24 protein-coding genes are annotated in these 15929 nt (G+C 58.7%); all 24 read right to left on the reverse strand.

Going from position 1 to position 15929, the window contains the following annotated elements:
- Positions 1 to 4 precede the first annotated feature (4 nt).
- Positions 5 to 523 (reverse strand): 30S ribosomal protein S5, encoded by a 519-nt coding sequence (rpsE, locus tag P3T25_RS21515; protein WP_006052219.1) that lies wholly within the window; start codon positions 521 to 523, stop codon positions 5 to 7.
- A gap of 14 nt (positions 524 to 537) precedes the next feature.
- A complete protein-coding gene (gene rplR, locus P3T25_RS21520) occupies positions 538 to 903 on the reverse strand; it encodes a 50S ribosomal protein L18 (RefSeq protein WP_006052218.1) in 366 nt (121 codons plus the stop codon).
- A gap of 12 nt (positions 904 to 915) precedes the next feature.
- Positions 916 to 1446, reverse strand: a complete 531-nt coding sequence (gene rplF / locus P3T25_RS21525; RefSeq protein ID WP_028199570.1) for a 50S ribosomal protein L6 — start codon at positions 1444 to 1446, stop codon at positions 916 to 918.
- Between the two features lie 18 nt (positions 1447 to 1464).
- Complete coding sequence (gene rpsH, locus P3T25_RS21530; RefSeq protein ID WP_006052216.1) at positions 1465 to 1860, reverse strand: 30S ribosomal protein S8; 396 nt, start codon at positions 1858 to 1860, stop codon at positions 1465 to 1467.
- 14 nt (positions 1861 to 1874) lie between these two features.
- A complete protein-coding gene (gene rpsN / locus P3T25_RS21535; RefSeq protein WP_006052215.1) occupies positions 1875 to 2180 on the reverse strand; it encodes a 30S ribosomal protein S14 in 306 nt (101 codons plus the stop codon).
- A 7-nt stretch (positions 2181 to 2187) separates the two neighbouring features.
- A complete protein-coding gene (rplE, locus tag P3T25_RS21540; protein WP_006052214.1) occupies positions 2188 to 2727 on the reverse strand; it encodes a 50S ribosomal protein L5 in 540 nt (179 codons plus the stop codon).
- Between the two features lie 17 nt (positions 2728 to 2744).
- Positions 2745 to 3053, reverse strand: coding sequence for a 50S ribosomal protein L24 (gene rplX, locus P3T25_RS21545; protein WP_028199569.1), 309 nt, complete (start codon positions 3051 to 3053; stop codon positions 2745 to 2747).
- 9 nt (positions 3054 to 3062) lie between these two features.
- A complete protein-coding gene (gene rplN, locus P3T25_RS21550; RefSeq protein ID WP_006052212.1) occupies positions 3063 to 3431 on the reverse strand; it encodes a 50S ribosomal protein L14 in 369 nt (122 codons plus the stop codon).
- A gap of 290 nt (positions 3432 to 3721) precedes the next feature.
- The gene (gene rpsQ, locus P3T25_RS21555; RefSeq protein ID WP_007180129.1) at positions 3722 to 3994 is read right to left on the reverse strand and encodes a 30S ribosomal protein S17; all 273 of its coding nucleotides are present in this window, start codon (positions 3992 to 3994) and stop codon (positions 3722 to 3724) included.
- Entirely contained in the window at positions 3991 to 4185 is a 195-nt protein-coding gene (gene rpmC / locus P3T25_RS21560; protein WP_007180130.1) for a 50S ribosomal protein L29, read from the reverse strand. Before rpmC ends, rpsQ begins: the two co-directional genes overlap by 4 nt.
- 10 nt (positions 4186 to 4195) lie before the next feature.
- On the reverse strand, positions 4196 to 4612 hold the full coding sequence (gene rplP / locus P3T25_RS21565; protein WP_007180131.1) for a 50S ribosomal protein L16: 417 nt from the start codon (positions 4610 to 4612) through the stop codon (positions 4196 to 4198).
- Positions 4613 to 4614: 2 nt separating this feature from the next.
- Positions 4615 to 5421, reverse strand: a complete 807-nt coding sequence (gene rpsC / locus P3T25_RS21570) for a 30S ribosomal protein S3 (RefSeq protein ID WP_011490053.1) — start codon at positions 5419 to 5421, stop codon at positions 4615 to 4617.
- 11 nt (positions 5422 to 5432) lie between these two features.
- Positions 5433 to 5765, reverse strand: a complete 333-nt coding sequence (gene rplV / locus P3T25_RS21575; RefSeq protein ID WP_197070230.1) for a 50S ribosomal protein L22 — start codon at positions 5763 to 5765, stop codon at positions 5433 to 5435.
- A gap of 7 nt (positions 5766 to 5772) precedes the next feature.
- Positions 5773 to 6048 (reverse strand): 30S ribosomal protein S19, encoded by a 276-nt coding sequence (rpsS, locus tag P3T25_RS21580; protein ID WP_054036552.1) that lies wholly within the window; start codon positions 6046 to 6048, stop codon positions 5773 to 5775.
- Positions 6049 to 6058: 10 nt separating this feature from the next.
- A complete protein-coding gene (gene rplB, locus P3T25_RS21585) occupies positions 6059 to 6886 on the reverse strand; it encodes a 50S ribosomal protein L2 (RefSeq protein WP_063497538.1) in 828 nt (275 codons plus the stop codon).
- Positions 6887 to 6888: 2 nt separating this feature from the next.
- Positions 6889 to 7203, reverse strand: a complete 315-nt coding sequence (rplW, locus tag P3T25_RS21590) for a 50S ribosomal protein L23 (protein ID WP_007180135.1) — start codon at positions 7201 to 7203, stop codon at positions 6889 to 6891.
- Positions 7200 to 7820 (reverse strand): 50S ribosomal protein L4, encoded by a 621-nt coding sequence (rplD, locus tag P3T25_RS21595; RefSeq protein ID WP_007180136.1) that lies wholly within the window; start codon positions 7818 to 7820, stop codon positions 7200 to 7202. The genes rplW and rplD overlap by 4 nt, the downstream gene beginning before the upstream one ends.
- Positions 7820 to 8479, reverse strand: coding sequence for a 50S ribosomal protein L3 (gene rplC / locus P3T25_RS21600; protein WP_007180137.1), 660 nt, complete (start codon positions 8477 to 8479; stop codon positions 7820 to 7822). The genes rplD and rplC overlap by 1 nt, the downstream gene beginning before the upstream one ends.
- A 201-nt stretch (positions 8480 to 8680) precedes the next feature.
- Entirely contained in the window at positions 8681 to 8992 is a 312-nt protein-coding gene (rpsJ, locus tag P3T25_RS21605; protein ID WP_006998489.1) for a 30S ribosomal protein S10, read from the reverse strand.
- Positions 8993 to 9157: 165 nt separating this feature from the next.
- Entirely contained in the window at positions 9158 to 10348 is a 1191-nt protein-coding gene (gene tuf, locus P3T25_RS21610) for an elongation factor Tu (protein WP_063497539.1), read from the reverse strand.
- 47 nt (positions 10349 to 10395) lie between these two features.
- Entirely contained in the window at positions 10396 to 12498 is a 2103-nt protein-coding gene (gene fusA, locus P3T25_RS21615) for an elongation factor G (protein ID WP_054043378.1), read from the reverse strand.
- Between the two features lie 134 nt (positions 12499 to 12632).
- Positions 12633 to 13103, reverse strand: a complete 471-nt coding sequence (gene rpsG / locus P3T25_RS21620; RefSeq protein ID WP_006053291.1) for a 30S ribosomal protein S7 — start codon at positions 13101 to 13103, stop codon at positions 12633 to 12635.
- Between the two features lie 194 nt (positions 13104 to 13297).
- Positions 13298 to 13678, reverse strand: a complete 381-nt coding sequence (gene rpsL / locus P3T25_RS21625; RefSeq protein WP_006998493.1) for a 30S ribosomal protein S12 — start codon at positions 13676 to 13678, stop codon at positions 13298 to 13300.
- Positions 13679 to 13899: 221 nt separating this feature from the next.
- A complete protein-coding gene (gene recQ / locus P3T25_RS21630; RefSeq protein WP_154566893.1) occupies positions 13900 to 15747 on the reverse strand; it encodes a DNA helicase RecQ in 1848 nt (615 codons plus the stop codon).
- Positions 15748 to 15929 lie beyond the last annotated feature (182 nt).

Consider the following 15929-nt stretch of genomic DNA (forward strand, 5'->3'; position numbering starts at 1 on the left):
CACCTTAGCCCAGAATATCTTCGACGGACTTGCCGCGCTTCGCCGCGATATCACCCGGCGTCGACTGCTTACGCAGACCGTCGAGCGTTGCACGAACGAGGTTGTACGGGTTCGTCGAACCGTGGCTCTTGGCCACAACGTTCTGCACGCCCATCACGTCGAACACTGCGCGCATCGGGCCACCAGCGATCACACCGGTACCGTCCTTCGCCGGAGCGAGGAGGACCATCGATGCGCCGTGCTTACCGTGCACTTCGTGTTGCAGGGTACCGTTCTTAAGCGGCACCTTGAACATGTTGCGGCGAGCCTGTTCCATCGCCTTCTGAACAGCGACCGGCACTTCCTTCGCCTTGCCCTTGCCCATACCGACGCGGCCATCACCGTCACCAACCACGGTCAGTGCGGCAAAACCGAGAATCCGGCCGCCCTTCACAACCTTGGTCACGCGGTTGACCGAAATCATCTTTTCGCGCAGGCCGTCGTCGCGTTCGTCAGCCTGAACTTTCGCTTGCATCTTTGCCATGACGAATTCTTCCCTTAGAACTTGAGTCCGGCTTCGCGCGCCGCATCAGCCAGCGCTTTCACGCGGCCGTGGTAACGGAAACCCGAACGGTCGAAGGCGACGGATTCGATGCCGGCAGCCTTAGCCTTTTCTGCAATGCGCTTACCGATCAGGGTCGCAGCAGCGACGTTGCCGCCCTTGCCAGTCTGATCAGCCAGTTGCGCACGCACTTCGGCTTCGAGCGTCGACGCGCTGGCGAGCACCTTGGTGCCGCACGGCGAGAACACTTGCGCATAGATGTGCGTGTTCGTGCGATGCACGGCGAGACGCGCGACCTGCAGCTCAGCGATCTTGATACGCGTCTGACGAGCGCGGCGCAGGCGAGATTGAGTCTTATCCATGATTGCGCACCCTTACTTCTTCTTCGTTTCTTTGAGGATCACAACCTCGTTGGCGTAACGCACACCCTTGCCCTTGTAGGGCTCCGGCGGGCGATAGCCGCGCACTTCTGCAGCGACCTGGCCAACTTGTTGCTTATTGATCCCCTTGATCACGATTTCGGTTTGCGTCGGGGTTTCAGCCTTGACGCCTTCCGGCATCTGGTGCACCACGGGGTGCGAGAAACCCAGCGACAGGTTCAGCTTGTCGCCTTGCGCCTGTGCGCGGTAACCGACGCCAACCAGCGTCAGCTTGCGCTCGAAACCCTTCGTCACGCCGTTCACCATGTTCGCAACCAGTGCGCGCATCGTGCCCGACATCGCATTCGCTTCGCGGCTTTCGTCCACCGGCTCGAACTTCAGCGTGCCGTTGTCGTTCACCACCTTCACGAGGCTGTTTGCAGCCTGCGAAATCGTACCCAGCGGGCCCTTGACGGTAATGCGTTCGTCGCTCAGGGCCACTTCTGCGCCTTGCAGCGCGATCGGGCTTTTACCTACTCGAGACATGTTTCTCTCCTTTCGGCCTTAAGCGACGTAGCAGATGACTTCGCCGCCAACGCCCGTTGCACGCGCCTTGCGGTCCGTCATCACGCCCTTCGGCGTCGACACGATTGCCACGCCGAGGCCATTCATGACCACGGGGATGTCGTTACGGCCGCGGTACACACGCAGACCAGGCTTCGAAACGCGTTCAATGCGCTCGATCACCGGACGGCCAGCGTAGTACTTCAACACGATGTTCAATTCAGACTTCGCACCTTCGGACTTCACTGCGAAATCATCGATATAGCCTTCGTCCTTCAGGACCTGCGCAATCGCAACCTTGACTTTCGACGAGGGCATTGTCACCGAAACTTTCTCAACCATCTGCGCATTGCGGATGCGAGTCAGCATATCGGCGATAGGATCACTCATGCTCATTTACGTTTCTCCTATTACCAGCTCGCCTTGGTCAGGCCAGGGATCTCGCCGCGGAACGCGATTTCGCGAATCTTGTTACGCGCCAGCCCGAATTTACGGAACGTGCCACGTGGGCGACCGGTAATTGCGCAACGATTGCGCTTACGGGTCGGGTTAGAGTTGCGCGGCAGTTGTTGCAGTTCCAGACGTGCTGCGTAATGCTCTTCGTCCGACTTGCTCATATCGCCAATGATCGCTTTCAGCTCAGCACGCTTGGGAGCGTACTTAGCGGCCAGGCGAGCACGCTTCTTTTCACGTTCGATCAGTGCCAGTTTAGCCACGGTAACCTCAGTTTCTGAACGGGAACTTGAAGCTGGCGAGCAGAGCCTTTGCTTCGTCGTCGGTCTTCGCAGTTGTCGTGATGCTGATGTTCAGCCCACGCAGTGCGTCGATCTTGTCGTAGTCGATTTCGGGGAAAATGATCTGCTCTTTCACACCGATGTTGTAGTTGCCGCGACCATCGAACGCACGACCCGACACGCCACGGAAGTCGCGCACACGGGGGAGCGCAACCGTCACGAAACGGTCCAGAAATTCGTACATTGCCTGACCACGCAACGTGACCATTGCACCGATCGGATAGCCCTGACGGATCTTGAAGCCAGCGATTGCCTTGCGTGCCTTCGTGATCACCGGCTTCTGGCCTGCGATCTTCGTCAGGTCGCCAACGGCGTTTTCGATGATCTTCTTGTCAGCAACCGCTTCGCCAAGGCCCATGTTCAGGGTGATCTTGGTGATGCGCGGCACTTCCATCACGGACTTGTAACCGAACTTCTCGATGAGGCCGGGTACAACCTTCTCTTTGTAAAACTCTTGCAAACGAGCCATTTTTTTACTCCGCAGCGTCAGGCGCTCAGCACGGCACCGGTCGTCTTAAGGAAACGGACTTTCTTGTCTCCCTCGACCTTGATGCCTACACGCGACGCCTTGCCATTCGCGTCGACCAATGCGACGTTCGAAATTTGCAGCGGCATCGTCTTGGCTTCCACACCACCCGTCGTACCCTTCATCGGGTTCGGCTTGACGTGCTTCTTGACGAGGTTGATGCCCTCGACAATTACCTTGTCTTCGCCAACGGACAGCACGACGCCGCGCTTGCCTTTATCTTTGCCGGTGATGACGATAACTTCGTCACCTTTGCGAATCTTGTTCATCGCGACTCCTTACAGCACTTCAGGTGCCAACGAAACGATCTTCATGAATCGTTCGCTGCGCAACTCGCGCGTAACAGGCCCGAAAATACGGGTGCCAATAGGTTCGAGCTTGGCATTCAACAGCACTGCAGCATTGCCATCGAACTTGATCAGCGAGCCGTCCTGACGGCGCACGCCCTTGGCGGTGCGAACCACCACGGCGTTGTAAATTTCGCCTTTCTTCACGCGCCCGCGCGGCGTTGCTTCTTTGACGGTCACCTTGATGATGTCGCCAATGCTGGCATAACGACGCTTCGAGCCGCCGAGAACCTTGATGCACATGACTTCACGCGCACCGGTGTTGTCGGCCACTTCAAGCCGAGTTTCGGTCTGGATCATGGTTTATCTATCCCAACTTAATCCGGTCACACCACCATGGCGTACCCGGTCAGTCTTGGTCCCGTCAGCCAATCGGCTGCTTGGGTATGAACAGCAGCGACGGCAAACGAAACCCGCCATCGCAATCCGGTGAATCCTTCGGAACAGACTGGCGCCTGAACCGCTTCCCCCACCAACTTCGCCCGCGACGGGGCTCCCATAAAAGAGGGAAGACCGAGATTATAACTGATAATCTCGGTCTTGCAAGCGAAACTTACTGCGATTTCAACTATTCCTACAACTTTGCGGCGTCAGATGACGCGAGCAGCCTCGACCAGGCGAGCCACAACCCAAGCTTTCGTCTTCGAAATCGGACGCGTTTCCTGGATTTCAACGAGGTCACCCTCGTTGTACGTGTTCGCATCGTCGTGCGCGTGGTACTTCTTCGAACGCACAACGTACTTGCCGTAGATCGGGTGCTTCACGCGGTGCTCAACCAGCACGGTGACCGTCTTGTCCATCTTGTTGCTGACGACCTTGCCGACCAGCGTCCGCTTGAGCGAGGTTTTTACGCTATCGTTCATTTCTGGTTCGCCTTCTCAGTCAGGACGGTCCGCACACGTGCGATGTCGCGACGAACCTTCTTCAGTTGGCTCGTGTTCGTGAGCTGCTGGGTCGCGAGTTGCATGCGCAGGCCGAATTGCGCCTTCAACAGGTCCGACAGCTCCTTGTTGAGCGCGGCCTGATCTTTCTGGTGAAGTTCGGAAGCCTTCATCATTTACTCCTTAGGCGCCGAGCTGACGCACGATAAACGTCGTCTTGAGCGGCAGCTTAGCTGCAGCCAGACGGAACGCTTCGCGTGCCAGCTCTTCGGTTACGCCGTCCATTTCGTACAGCATCTTGCCCGGTTGAATCTCCGCGACGTAGTACTCAGGGTTACCTTTACCGTTACCCATACGTACTTCAGCCGGCTTGTGCGAGATCGGCTTGTCCGGGAAGATGCGGATCCAGATGCGGCCACCACGCTTGATGTGACGCGTCATTGCACGACGTGCCGCTTCAATCTGGCGCGCGGTCAAGCGACCACGACCGATAGCCTTCAGGCCGAACTCACCGAACGACACCGCGTTGCCGCGGGTAGCGATACCGGTGTTACGACCCTTCTGCTCTTTGCGATATTTTCTGCGTTTCGGTTGCAGCATCGTTATTCTCCAGTCTTCCCGCCGTCGCCGGCACCGCCAGCACGACGGGGAGCGCCACGGCGTGCACCTGCCGGGCCACCACCTTCACCATCCCGACGCGGACGACGATCGCCACCCGGACGTGCGTTGCGGCGCGGACGCTTTTCTTCGGCGACTTCTTCAACCACCGGTGCGTCGTTGCGGCCGAGCGTGTCGCCCTTGTAGACCCACACCTTCACGCCGATGATGCCGTACGTCGTCTTCGCTTCCGAAGTTGCGTAGTCGATATCAGCACGCAGCGTATGAAGGGGCACGCGACCTTCGCGATACCATTCCGTACGAGCGATTTCGATACCGTTCAGGCGGCCAGCGCTCATGATCTTGATGCCTTGAGCACCCAGACGCATTGCGTTTTGCATCGCACGCTTCATCGCGCGGCGGAACATAATCCGACGCTCGAGTTGTTGCGTGATCGAGTCAGCGATCAGTTGTGCATCGGTTTCCGGCTTGCGGATTTCTTCGATGTTGACGTGGACCGGAACGCCCATGCGGCGTTGCAGTTCCGACTTCAGCAGCTCGATATCCTCGCCCTTCTTACCGATGACGACACCCGGACGCGAGCTATAAATCGTGATGCGCGCGTTTTTCGCCGGACGCTCGATAACGACGCGACCAACCGAAGCGTTTTTCAACTTCTTCTTCAGGTATTCACGAACACCGATGTCTTCCTGCAACATCGCCGCGAAATTGTTGTTGTTCGCGTACCAACGCGACGCCCAATTGCGGCTGACGGCCAAACGGAAGCCAGTCGGATGAATTTTCTGTCCCATCGTATGACCCCTTAATTCCCGACCGTCACAGTGATGTGACAGGATTGCTTCTCGATGCGGTTACCGCGGCCTTTAGCGCGCGCAGTAAAACGCTTGAGCGATGCAGCCTTGTCGACCATGATGCTCGTTACCTTGAGCTCGTCGATATCGGCGCCTTCGTTATGCTCCGCATTCGCGATCGCCGACAGCACGACCTTTTTCACGATTCCCGCAGCCTTCTTCGGCGAGAACGTCAGAACGTTCAGCGCCTTGTCGACCGGCAAACCGCGGATCTGGTCAGCCACAAGGCGCGTTTTCTGCGCCGAGATGCGGGCACCGCGATGAATTGCTTTCACTTCCATCATGAGCCCCTTATTTCTTAGCCTTCTTGTCGGCTGCGTGACCCTTGAACGTCCGGGTCAATGCAAACTCGCCAAGCTTGTGGCCGACCATATTTTCCGAGATGTACACCGGAACGTGTTGACGGCCGTTGTGCACAGCAATCGTCAAACCGATGAAATCCGGCAGAATCGTCGAACGACGCGACCATGTTTTGATCGGCTTCTTGTCACGCGCAGCGGCTGCCGACTCAACTTTCTTCAGCAAATGGGCGTCGCAGAACGGACCTTTTTTTACAGAACGTGCCATTGCCTACTCCTTAACGCTTGTGACGGCGCTGGACGATCATGCTCGTCGTGCGCTTGTTGCTGCGGGTGCGATAGCCCTTAGCAGGCGTGCCCCACGGGCTCACCGGATCGCGACCTGCAGCCGTCTTGCCTTCACCACCACCGTGCGGGTGATCGACCGGGTTCATTGCAACGCCACGCACCGTCGGGCGGATACCGCGCCAGCGGTTCGCGCCAGCCTTACCGATTTGACGGAGGCTGTGCTCTTCGTTGCCAACTTCACCAATCGTCGCGCGGCATTCAACGTGAACGCGGCGGATTTCACCAGAGCGCAGGCGGACCTGTGCGTAGATGCCTTCACGAGCCAGCAACATCGCCGACGTGCCAGCCGAACGCGCCATTTGCGCGCCCTTGCCCGGCAGCATTTCGATGCAGTGGATCGTCGTACCGACCGGAATGTTGCGGATCGGCAGCGTGTTGCCTGCCCGGATCGGAGCTTCCGAACCCGACATCAGTTGCTGGCCAACCGTCACACCCTTCGGAGCGATGATGTACTTGCGCTCGCCGTCTGCGTACAGAACCAGCGCGATGTTCGCGCTACGGTTCGGATCGTACTCAAGACGTTCGACCTTTGCCGGAATGCCGTCCTTGTTGCGACGGAAATCGACGACACGGTAGTGATGCTTGTGACCACCACCCTTGTGACGCGTGGTGATGTGGCCGTTGTTGTTACGGCCGGCGGTCGTGGATTGCGAGTCGAGCAGCGGTGCGAACGGCTTGCCCTTATGCAGATCCTTGTTGACCACCTTGACCATCGCACGGCGACCCGGCGAAGTCGGCTTAACTTTAACGATTGCCATGATTACTTGGCCTCCGCTTCAAAGTTGATTTCCTGGCCGGGCTTCAGGCAGACGTACGCCTTCTTCACGTCCTTGCGCTTGCCCATGAAGCGGCCAAAGCGCTTGGCTTTGCCCTTCGAGACCAGCACGTTGACGGAATTGACTTCCACCTTGAACAGCAGCTCGACTGCAGCTTTCACTTCCTGCTTCGTGGCATCGGGCGCGACTTCGAACACAACTTGCTCGTTCTTGTCGGCCACCAGCGTCGCCTTTTCGGAGATCACCGGCGCGAGCAGGACCTGCATCAAACGATGATCGTTCTTGCGAATCTCGCTCATGACAGCAACTCCTCGATCTGGGCGACCGCAGCCTTCGTGATCAGGATCTTCTTGAAGTAGATCAGCGACAGCGGGTCGGCGTAACGCGGCTCGACAACTGCCACATGGGCGAGGTTGCGCGACGCGAGGTACAGGTTTTCGTCAACCGTGTCGGTAATCACCAGCACGGAGTCGAGACCCATCGCCTTGAATTTTTCGGCCAGCAGCTTCGTCTTCGGCGCTTCGAGCGTCAGCTCGTCGACCACCGAGATGCGGCCTTCGCGGGCCAGCTGCGAGAAGATCGAGCAGAGACCTGCGCGATGCATCTTCTTGTTGACCTTGTGCGAAAAGTTTTCCTCGGGCGAATTCGGGAAAATCCGGCCACCGCCGCGCCACAACGGGCTCGACGACATACCGGCACGGGCGCGGCCCGTACCCTTCTGGCGCCACGGCTTCTTGGTCGTGTGCTTGACTTGCTCACGGTCTTTCTGCGCGCGGTTGCCGCTACGGGCATTCGCTTGATACGCCACCACAACCTGGTGAATCAGGGCTTCGTTGTAATCGCGGCCGAACACTACGTCCGACGCGCTAACGCCTGCACCTTCCTGACCATTGGCATTCAGGAGCTTAAGTTCCATTATTTCGCTCCTTTCACGGCACGCGTCTTCACGGCCGGCGTAACGAATACCTTGCCACCCTTCGCACCCGGAACGGCGCCCTTGACCAGCAACAGCTTGCGGTCAGCGTCGATACGAGCGATTTCGAGGTTTTGCACGGTTACCGTATCGTCACCCATGTGACCGGTCATGCGCTTACCCGGGAAAACACGACCCGGATCCTGCGCCATACCGATCGAACCCGGCACGTTGTGCGAGCGCGAGTTACCGTGCGATGCACGGCCGGATGCGAAGTTGTAACGCTTGATGGTACCGGCGTAGCCCTTACCGATCGACACGCCTTGCACGTCGACCTTCTGGCCTACTTCGAACAGGTCGGGACCGACCACGGTGCCGTTCGACAACTCGGCAGCCTTGGCAGCATCGATCTGGAATTCTTTGAGGATTTCACCGGCTTGAACACCGGCTTTGGCGAGATGACCGGCCAACGGCTTCGTCACGCGCGATGCACGGCGCGTACCGAATGCAACCTGCACGGCGGTGTAGCCGTCGGTTTCAACAGTCTTGATCTGCGTCACGCGGTTGTCGGACACGTCCAGCACGGTAACGGGAATCGAATCCCCTTCTGCCGTGAAGATACGGGTCATGCCAACCTTGCGACCTACGAGTCCAAGGCTCATCGTTTTCTCCATTCCCGACTGCGATTGGTCGGGGCTAATTTACAAAATGCCGGTGCCGTTTCGGGCGTGAAATCACGCTGCAGCACACCGACTTTTTTGCGCAAATGCGCGAAAAGCCTTGCATTATAGCGAGGCTTTTCGTTTTCCGCAAGCAATCAATGACTTAGCGTTGCCCGGCACGCCAGGCAACCTCTGGAAGCCTTATTGCAGCTTGATTTCCACGTCCACGCCAGCCGGCAGGTCCAGCTTCATCAGTGCGTCAACGGTCTTGTCCGTCGGATCGACGATGTCCATCAGACGTTGGTGCGTACGGATTTCGAGCTGATCGCGCGACGTCTTGTTGACGTGCGGCGAACGCAGGATGTCGAAACGTTGAATGCGGGTCGGCAGGGGCACCGGACCACGAACGATTGCGCCAGTCCGCTTTGCCGTGTCGACGATTTCGGCTGCCGATTGATCGATCAGGCGATAGTCGAAAGCCTTCAGGCGAATGCGGATTTTCTGGTTCTGCATGACAATTCCTTGGAAAGAGCGAGGCGGTATTGCGCCGCCAGATAGTAAAAGAACGTAGAGCCGGGCTGGGATAGGAGTAAGCGCTGAAGCGCCAACTCCTATCGACACGCCATGGTGCTGGCGCCCGGCTCCGGGCACCACTTACTGCAACTTCAACCCTCGATTTTACTCGAGAATCTTAGCGACCACACCTGCGCCGACCGTACGGCCACCTTCGCGGATTGCGAAGCGCAGACCTTCTTCCATCGCGATCGGGTTGATCAGCTTCACCGTGATCGACACGTTGTCGCCCGGCATGACCATTTCCTTGTCCTTCGGCAACTCGATCGAGCCCGTCACGTCCGTTGTACGGAAGTAGAACTGCGGACGATAGTTGTTGAAGAACGGCGTGTGGCGGCCGCCTTCGTCCTTGCTCAGCACGTACACTTCAGCCGTGAAGTGCGTGTGCGGGTTGATCGAACCCGGCTTCGCCAGAACCTGGCCACGCTCCACGTCTTCACGCTTCGTGCCGCGCAGCAGGATACCCACATTGTCGCCTGCCTGACCCTGGTCGAGCAGCTTGCGGAACATTTCCACGCCCGTGCAGGTCGTCTTCACCGTCGGCTTGATACCGACGATTTCGATTTCCTCGCCAACCTTCACGACGCCGCGCTCAACGCGCCCCGTCACCACCGTGCCGCGACCCGAGATCGAGAACACGTCTTCCACCGGCATCAGGAACGCACCGTCAACTGCGCGCTCCGGCGTCGGGATGTACGTGTCCAGCGCGTCGGCCAGATTCATGATCGCCACTTCGCCCAGCTCGCCCGTGTCGCCTTCCAGCGCCAGCTTGGCCGAACCCTTGATGATCGGCGTGTCGTCGCCCGGGAAGTCGTACTTCGACAGAAGTTCGCGAACTTCCATCTCGACGAGTTCCAGCAGCTCAGCGTCGTCCACCATGTCGCACTTGTTCAGGAACACGATGATGTACGGAACGCCAACCTGACGCGCCAGCAGGATGTGCTCACGCGTTTGCGGCATCGGGCCGTCTGCAGCCGAGCACACCAGGATCGCGCCGTCCATCTGCGCTGCGCCCGTGATCATGTTCTTCACATAGTCAGCGTGGCCCGGGCAGTCGACGTGGGCGTAGTGGCGGTTAGCCGTTTCGTACTCGACGTGTGCCGTGTTGATCGTGATACCACGTGCCTTTTCTTCCGGCGCCGCGTCGATCTGGTCGTATGCCTTCGCTTCGCCGCCAAACTTCTTGGTCAGCACCGTCGTGATCGCTGCCGTCAGCGTGGTCTTGCCGTGGTCAACGTGACCGATCGTGCCGACGTTCACGTGCGGCTTGGTCCGTTCGAATTTACCTTTAGCCATGTTTCTCTTCTTTCAAAAAGTTAATCGTTGAATGACTTGCCGCGCGATTACTTCGACTTGGCGTTGATGATCGCTTCCGACACGTTACGCGGTGCTTCGGAGTAATGCTTGAACTCCATCGTGTACGTTGCACGACCTTGGGTCAGCGAACGCAGCGAGGTCGAGTAGCCGAACATTTCCGACAGCGGGACTTCGGCGCGAACGATCTTGCCGCCGCCAACCATGTCGTCCATGCCCTGAACGATGCCGCGACGACCCGACAGATCGCCCATCACGTTGCCCATGTAATCTTCAGGCGTTTCGACTTCCACAGCCATCATCGGTTCGAGGATGACCGGTTGAGCCTTGCGCATTGCTTCCTTGAACGCCATCGAACCGGCCATGCGGAACGCATTTTCGTTCGAGTCGACGTCGTGGTACGAACCGAACGTCAGGTGAACCTTCACGTCAACGACCGGGAAGCCTGCCAGCACGCCAGCCTTCAGCGTTTCCTGGATACCCTTGTCGACTGCCGGGATGTATTCACGCGGAATCACACCGCCCTTGATCTCGTCCAGGAACTCGTAGCCCTTGCCCTGCTCATTCGGCTCGAGCGTAATGACCGCGTGACCGTACTGGCCGCGACCACCCGACTGCTTGACGAACTTACCGTCAACGTCTTCCGCCTTGCCGCGGATCGTTTCACGATACGCCACTTGCGGCTTGCCGACGGTTGCTTCGACGCCGAATTCACGCTTCATCCGGTCGACCAGAATTTCCAGGTGGAGCTCGCCCATGCCCGAAATAATGGTTTGACCCGATTCTTCGTCCGTTTGAACGCGGAACGACGGATCTTCCTGAGCCAGACGGTTCAGGGCCAGACCCATCTTTTCCTGGTCCGGCTTCGTCTTCGGCTCAACAGCCTGCGAAATCACCGGCTCCGGGAAAATCATGCGTTCGAGCACGATCGGGTGCAGCGGATCGCACAGCGTGTCGCCCGTGGTTGCGTCTTTCAGGCCGACAGCCGCAGCGATGTCGCCTGCGTGCACTTCCTTGATTTCTTCACGCTGGTTTGCGTGCATCAGCAGAATACGACCGAGACGTTCCTTCTTGTCCTTGGTCGCGTTCAGCAGCGTGTCGCCCGACTTCGTCGTGCCGGAGTACACACGGAAGAAGATCAGCTGGCCGACAAACGGGTCGGTCATGATCTTGAATGCGAGGGACGAGAACTTCTCGTCGTCAGCCGCGCGACGTTCAGCCTTTTCACCGTTTTCGAGTTCGCCCGTAACCGGCGGAATGTCGATCGGCGACGGCAGGAAGTCGAGCACGGCGTCCAGCATGCGTTGCACGCCCTTGTTCTTGAACGCGGTACCGCACAGCATCGGCTGGATTTCGCAAGCGATCGTACGGTCGCGCAGACCCTTGACGATTTCTGCTTCCGTCAACTCACCTTCTTCGAGGTACTTGTTCATCAGGTCTTCGCTCGATTCAGCCGCAGCTTCGACCATCTTCTCGCGCCATTCATTGCACGTGTCGACGAGTTCTGCCGGGATTTCTTCGTACGAGAACTTCGTGCCTTGGGACGCTTCGTCCCAAATGATCGCTTTCATCTTCAGCAGATCGACCACGCCCGTGAACGATTCTTCAGCGCCGATAGGCACCACGACCGGAACCGGGTTCGCCTTCAGACGCAGCTTGAGCTGGTCGTAGACCTTGAAGAAGTTCGCGCCGGTGCGGTCCATCTTGTTGATGAACGCGAGACGGGGAACCTTGTACTTGTTAGCCTGACGCCACACGGTTTCCGACTGGGGCTGCACGCCGCCCACTGCGCAATACACCATGCATGCGCCGTCGAGCACGCGCATCGAGCGCTCAACTTCAATCGTGAAGTCAACGTGGCCCGGGGTGTCGATGATGTTGATGCGGTGCTCAGCGCGGTCGCCGGCCATGCCTTTCCAGAATGCCGTGGTAGCAGCGGACGTGATCGTGATGCCGCGTTCCTGCTCCTGCTCCATCCAGTCCATGGTGGCAGCGCCGTCGTGAACTTCACCAATCTTGTGGTTCACGCCGGTGTAGAACAGGATGCGCTCGGTCGTCGTCGTTTTGCCGGCGTCGATGTGAGCGCTAATACCGATGTTACGGTAGCGCTCGATAGGTGTCTTGCGAGCCACTTTGATCCTCTATTGGGATGACGCGATGCGAGAAAATACCCATCGCGCTGTAACACAAACGGGCGAGGCGCTTTGTAAGCGCACCCGCCCGGAATTTCTTTCCGCTTTTTCTGCTAAACCCGGGTTCGGGAAGCTTAGAAACGGAAGTGCGAGAACGCCTTGTTGGCTTCTGCCATCCGGTGAACTTCGTCGCGCTTCTTCATCGCGCCGCCACGGCCTTCGGCCGCTTCGGAGAGTTCACCTGCCAGACGCAGGGCCATCGACTTCTCGCTGCGCTTCTTCGCGGCTTCACGCAACCAACGCATCGCCAATGCCATACGACGCGACGGACGCACTTCGACCGGAACCTGATAGTTCGCACCACCAACGCGGCGGCTCTTAACTTCCACCACCGGCTTGACGTTGTTGAGCGCTACCGTGAACACTTCCAGCGGGTCCTTGCCACCCTTGGTCTGGATCTGTTCGAAAGCGCCGTACACGATGCGCTCAGCAACCGACTTCTTGCCGGAGAGCATCAGCACGTTCATGAACTTAGCTACATCTACGTTACCGAACTTCGGATCCGGCAACACTTCCCGCTTGGGGACTTCGCGACGACGCGGCATGTTTCTTCCTTTAACTTTTCAGTTGGAGCTATTTTTTAGCCCCGCGGCCACCAACTAACCCGATTCATCTCTAACGACTTACCAGCCTGGTCGGGTGACCACTTACTCGACAGCACCGGCGATTCCGGCACCACCGCTATTACCGCCTTTACAGGCGACCTGAAACTACACTGGCCGGCTAATTACTTGCCAGCTTATTTGCCTGCTTTTGCACGCTTCGCACCGTACTTCGAGCGAGCCTGCTTACGATCCTTGACGCCCTGGGTATCCAGCGAGCCACGAACCATGTGGTAACGCACACCCGGCAAGTCCTTAACACGGCCGCCGCGAATCAGCACGACCGAGTGTTCCTGCAGGTTGTGGCCTTCACCACCGATATACGAAATAACTTCGAAGCCGTTCGTCAGACGAACCTTGGCAACCTTACGCAGTGCCGAGTTAGGCTTCTTCGGCGTCGTGGTGTACACACGGGTGCACACGCCGCGACGCTGGGGGCAGTCCTGCAAAGCCGGGCTCTTGCTCTTCGTCGTTTCCGACGCGCGGCCTTTGCGAACCAGTTGATTGATGGTTGGCATTGTTTATTCCTGAAATTGAACAAAATCGACGCATCTGTTTCCGGGCAAAGCAGAAACGATTGCGCATCGAACTTCCGGACCGAGGGATCGGCGCACGAATTGACTTCGCACACAGGCATTCCAAGAACCGGAACCTAGCATAATATTCCGAAAATGCTAAGGGAGTCAACAGGTTGCGATGTTTCGCACGCCTGCCGACCTCAAACTGCGCTCGCCGGCGCTTAGTCGGCGCCGACGACTTCCAGCAATTCGTCGCCGAAACGGTCCAGTTTGCGGGCGCCCATGCCCGGAATGCCACGCAAATCCTCAATGGAATCAGGGCCGTTGCGGGCAATTTCGGCCAACGTGGCGTCGTGGAAGATGACGTAGGCCGGCACGCCGTCGCTTTTCGCAGTCTCCGTGCGCCAGGCGCGCAGGCGCTCCCAGCGGGCGCGCTCGCGCGGGCCCATGCCGATCGTCGGGTCGGCGCGTTCGCTGGTGCGGCTGGATGACTGGCGGGTACGCGTCGGCTTCACGTAACGGCGCATTGTTACGTTCTGCTCGCTCTTCAGCACTGCTTTGGCGGCTTCGGTCAGCACCAGCGAGCCGAAGCCTTCGTGGTCGACGGCGAGGTAGCCAAATGCGACGAGCTGGCGAAAAATGGCGCGCCACTCCGGCTCGCCGAGTGCCGCCCCGATCCCGAAAGTAGTGAGCTTCTCGTGGCCTCGCTGCAGTATCTTCTCGCTACGGTTGCCACGCAGAATATCGATCAGGTGCCCCGCGCCAAAGTGAAAGCCACTCGCCCGCTGCGCGCGGAACACACATGACAACGCCATCTGCGCTTCGCGCGTCGCGTCCCACGTGTCGGGCGGTTCGATGCAGTTATCGCAGTTGCCGCACGGCTTGCTCGACTCGCCAAAGTACGCAAGCAGCCGCACCCGGCGGCAGGTCGCCGCTTCGCACAGTCCGAGCAACGCGTCGAGCTTGCCGGTCTGCACGCGTTTATGCGCGTCGTCGGCGTCGGACTCGTCGATCATCTTGCGCTGCTGCACGACGTCGCCCAGACCGTACGCCATCCAGGCGTTCGCCGGCATGCCGTCGCGACCGGCACGCCCGGTTTCCTGGTAGTAACCTTCGACACTCTTCGGCAAATCAAGGTGAGCCACGAAACGCACGTCCGGCTTGTCGATCCCCATGCCGAACGCGATCGTCGCGCACATCACGATGCCCTCCTCGCGCTGGAACATCTCCTGATGCTTCTGGCGAATTTCGAACTCCATGCCGGCGTGGTACGGCAACGCGCGCATTCCCTTCTCTTTCAGCCACTCCGCCGTTTCTTCGACCTTGCGCCGCGACAGGCAATAGACAACGCCGGCGTCGGTCGTACCGTCCGGTTTCGAGTGTTCAGCGCGAATGAAGTCGAGCAATTGCGTGCGCGCATTGTCCTTTTCGACGATGCGATAGCGGATGTTCGGGCGATCGAAGCTTGATACAAAGATGCGCGCGTCATCCAGCGCGAGACGGTGGATGATTTCGTCGCGCGTGATCGCGTCGGCGGTCGCGGTGAGCGCGATGCGCGGCACGTTCGGAAAGCGCTCGTGCAGCACCGACAGCTGAATATACTCAGGACGGAAATCGTGACCCCATTGCGACACGCAATGCGCTTCGTCGATGGCGAACAGCCCGATGCGCGTACGCTCGAGCAATTCCTGGAAACGGGGCGTCATCAACCGTTCCGGCGCCACGTACAGCAAATCGATTTCGCCTTCGCGCAGCGCGCGCTCAGTGGCCATCGCTTCGGCGCTCGACAGCGTCGAATTCAGATACGCGGCCCTAACGCCCACTTCCTTCAGCGCGGCGACCTGGTCTTGCATCAATGCGATCAGTGGGGACACGACGATCCCCGCTCCGCAGCCTGCCTCCCGCCGCACCAGCGACGGGATCTGATAGCACAACGATTTGCCGCCGCCCGTTGGCATCAACACGAGACAATCGCCTCCGCCAGCGACGTGTTCGACAATTTCGCCTTGCTGTCCTCGGAATGCGGGGTAGCCAAAAACTTCGTTGAGGATTTCGAGCGAACGGGACATGAATTGGAGAGAAGCAGCGTGATGCCGGTGACACGAATTTTACCAACGCATTCGTGCTGCGCCCGCGCTTTGCGACAACGTTAGCCGTTCGGCCGACGAATCCACAAAAAACGCACAAAAATGAGGCGCCCGCGGTGCATGGGACAGGAGTAAGTGCTAAAGCACTAACTCCTGTCGACAAA

The sequence above is a fragment of the Paraburkholderia sp. GAS32 genome (assembly GCF_050434225.1).
Lineage (GTDB): Bacteria > Pseudomonadota > Gammaproteobacteria > Burkholderiales > Burkholderiaceae > Paraburkholderia > Paraburkholderia madseniana.

Bases quoted from the DNA above. Each gene is read 5' to 3' on its own strand.
- rplC (WP_007180137.1), bottom strand. From the start codon at position 8,479: ATGAGCCTTGGACTCGTAGGTCGCAAGGTTGGCATGACCCGTATCTTC.
- rpsJ (WP_006998489.1), bottom strand. From the start codon at position 8,992: ATGCAGAACCAGAAAATCCGCATTCGCCTGAAGGCTTTCGACTATCGC.
- rplW (WP_007180135.1), bottom strand. From the start codon at position 7,203: ATGAGCGAGATTCGCAAGAACGATCATCGTTTGATGCAGGTCCTGCTC.
- rplV (WP_197070230.1), bottom strand. From the start codon at position 5,765: ATGATGGAAGTGAAAGCAATTCATCGCGGTGCCCGCATCTCGGCGCAG.
- rplX (WP_028199569.1), bottom strand. From the start codon at position 3,053: ATGAACAAGATTCGCAAAGGTGACGAAGTTATCGTCATCACCGGCAAA.
- rplE (WP_006052214.1), bottom strand. From the start codon at position 2,727: ATGGCTCGTTTGCAAGAGTTTTACAAAGAGAAGGTTGTACCCGGCCTC.
- rpsG (WP_006053291.1), bottom strand. From the start codon at position 13,103: ATGCCGCGTCGTCGCGAAGTCCCCAAGCGGGAAGTGTTGCCGGATCCG.
- rpsH (WP_006052216.1), bottom strand. From the start codon at position 1,860: ATGAGCATGAGTGATCCTATCGCCGATATGCTGACTCGCATCCGCAAT.
- rplB (WP_063497538.1), bottom strand. From the start codon at position 6,886: ATGGCAATCGTTAAAGTTAAGCCGACTTCGCCGGGTCGCCGTGCGATG.
- rplN (WP_006052212.1), bottom strand. From the start codon at position 3,431: ATGATCCAGACCGAAACTCGGCTTGAAGTGGCCGACAACACCGGTGCG.
- rpsS (WP_054036552.1), bottom strand. From the start codon at position 6,048: ATGGCACGTTCTGTAAAAAAAGGTCCGTTCTGCGACGCCCATTTGCTG.
- rpmC (WP_007180130.1), bottom strand. From the start codon at position 4,185: ATGAAGGCTTCCGAACTTCACCAGAAAGATCAGGCCGCGCTCAACAAG.
- rplR (WP_006052218.1), bottom strand. From the start codon at position 903: ATGGATAAGACTCAATCTCGCCTGCGCCGCGCTCGTCAGACGCGTATC.
- rpsQ (WP_007180129.1), bottom strand. From the start codon at position 3,994: ATGAACGATAGCGTAAAAACCTCGCTCAAGCGGACGCTGGTCGGCAAG.
- rpsC (WP_011490053.1), bottom strand. From the start codon at position 5,421: ATGGGACAGAAAATTCATCCGACTGGCTTCCGTTTGGCCGTCAGCCGC.
- tuf (WP_063497539.1), bottom strand. From the start codon at position 10,348: ATGGCTAAAGGTAAATTCGAACGGACCAAGCCGCACGTGAACGTCGGC.
- rplD (WP_007180136.1), bottom strand. From the start codon at position 7,820: ATGGAACTTAAGCTCCTGAATGCCAATGGTCAGGAAGGTGCAGGCGTT.
- rpsE (WP_006052219.1), bottom strand. From the start codon at position 523: ATGGCAAAGATGCAAGCGAAAGTTCAGGCTGACGAACGCGACGACGGC.
- recQ (WP_154566893.1), bottom strand. From the start codon at position 15,747: ATGTCCCGTTCGCTCGAAATCCTCAACGAAGTTTTTGGCTACCCCGCA.
- rpsL (WP_006998493.1), bottom strand. From the start codon at position 13,678: ATGCCAACCATCAATCAACTGGTTCGCAAAGGCCGCGCGTCGGAAACG.
- rplP (WP_007180131.1), bottom strand. From the start codon at position 4,612: ATGCTGCAACCGAAACGCAGAAAATATCGCAAAGAGCAGAAGGGTCGT.
- rplF (WP_028199570.1), bottom strand. From the start codon at position 1,446: ATGTCTCGAGTAGGTAAAAGCCCGATCGCGCTGCAAGGCGCAGAAGTG.